Annotated in this window: 2 protein-coding genes; both read left to right on the top strand. The window is 38.9% G+C overall.

Translation table 11 applies throughout. The features are described 5' to 3' along the window. Positions 1 to 108: 108 nt before the first annotated feature. Positions 109 to 792 carry a tRNA (N6-threonylcarbamoyladenosine(37)-N6)-methyltransferase TrmO gene (gene tsaA / locus ACRCJ0_RS13385; protein WP_431390737.1) on the top strand — a complete coding sequence of 228 codons (684 nt, stop codon included), beginning with the start codon at positions 109 to 111 and terminating at the stop codon, positions 790 to 792. 10 nt (positions 793 to 802) lie between these two features. Next, entirely contained in the window at positions 803 to 1,696 is an 894-nt protein-coding gene (locus ACRCJ0_RS13380; protein ID WP_431390736.1) for a fumarylacetoacetate hydrolase family protein, read from the top strand. The last annotated feature ends 59 nt before the right edge of the window (positions 1,697 to 1,755 follow it).

The following is a 1,755-nucleotide window of genomic DNA, read 5'->3' as shown; positions in this document are numbered from 1 at the left end:
CAGTATAGTTTGCGACGGAAACTTATACAAGTATATTGAGGAAAGTGTCGTCTGGTATTGTAATTAATTAAAATAAAGCAGAAATAAGCAAGAGCATGGAGGATGTATATGGAAGTAGCACCTATAGGTTGGATAGAAACAGCTTTTGTAGAAAAGTTCGGCATTCCGAGACAAAGTATGGTTGTGCCACAAGTAAAGGGAATGATTCAATTTTATCCACCTTTCAATCAAATTGAATATTTTAAAGAGATTCAATCCTTTGATTACTTGTGGTTAGTTTGGCATTTTTCAGCACAAAAGGGTCGGGCCAACAAAGCAACTGTCAGACCGCCTCGTTTGGGTGGGAATGAACGGGTAGGTGTCTTTGCTTCAAGGTCGCCGTACCGACCAAATCCTATCGGCCTGTCTTCAGTGAAATTAGAAAAAGTTCATATCGATGGGGCTGGAAAAGTGTCTTTAGAAGTATCTGGTGTTGATTTAATGGATAAAACACCTATTTTAGATATCAAACCCTATGTCAAAACAGACATCCATGAAGAGGCTAGGGCTGGTTTTACAGATGAAGTAGCTTGGCAACCATTGACAGTCGATATGCCTGAAGCGGTGACTGCGGGGTTACCAGAATATTTACTTACCCAACTGCAAGCCGTTTTAGCTCAAGACCCGAGACCTAGAACCCAAGATAATCCTGATAAAATTTACGGCATGCGTTTTGATGCTTATGATGTACATTTTACAGTCAAAAGTGGTATTCTAAGGGTAGTAAAAATCACTGAACAGGCAGAATCATAGGGGGTTGACGATGAAATTTATTCAATATTTCCAGGCAAATTCAAATGACATGCAAGTTGGTATCCTGAGTGACTTAGGAATTATCGACATCAGAGAAGCAAGTGAAACATTAGGTATTCAAGTCCCAAACCAACTGAAGACTATTATTGAAGGGTCATACAAGGACCGTATTCAACAAATTCTAGACTACTATACCCACCATGCCCACGAAGTAACCTTTGTGGACGCGGACACCATTGTCTATGCGCCAGTTATCCATAATCCTGAGAAAATAATTTGTGTGGGCTTAAATTATCATGACCATGTGAGTGAATCGAAAATCTCTGATGATCCAGAAGAACCCGTATTATTTTCAAAATTTAATAACGCCTTAGCCAGCCATAATCAGGTCATCCCATTGAATAAACACGGCGAACAATTCGATTATGAAGGGGAATTAGCGGTCGTAATTGGCAAAACAGCTAAAAATATTTCCCAATCTGAGGCCCTAGATGCCGTATTTGGCTATTCTATAGCCAATGATGTATCCGTTCGTGACTTACAGTTCAAATCAGGTCAATGGTTACTTGGTAAAACAAACGATTTCTCTGCACCCGTTGGTCCCTATTTAACGACAAAAGATGAAGTGGACATCAACAATTTAGCCATTAAAACATACCGTAATGGTGTAGAAGTTCAATTAGCTAATACCAAGCAAATGATTTTCAAGGTGGCTGAGATTGTGTCTTATATCTCAGAATACATGACCTTACAAGCTGGGGATATCATCTTAACAGGTACACCTTCAGGGGTAGTATTAGGTTATCCAGAAGATCAACAAGACTGGCTTAAAACAGGCGATGAAATTTCGATTGAAATTGAAGGATTAGGTCGTTTAACCAATAGCTTTGAAATAGAAGAATAAGAGAAATATATAGAAATTTGAGAGATGAAGTATGTCAATGTAGTACTTCACCTCTCTTT

Source organism: Aerococcus sp. L_32 (assembly GCF_050689315.1).
The sequence above is the reverse complement of the archived record's forward strand: the minus strand, read 5'-3'. Positions and strand labels throughout refer to the sequence as shown.

Excerpts from the sequence above, each read along its gene's own strand:
- tsaA (WP_431390737.1), top strand. The coding sequence starts at position 109 with ATGGAAGTAGCACCTATAGGTTGGATAGAAACAGCTTTTGTAGAAAAG.
- ACRCJ0_RS13380 (WP_431390736.1), top strand. The coding sequence starts at position 803 with ATGAAATTTATTCAATATTTCCAGGCAAATTCAAATGACATGCAAGTT.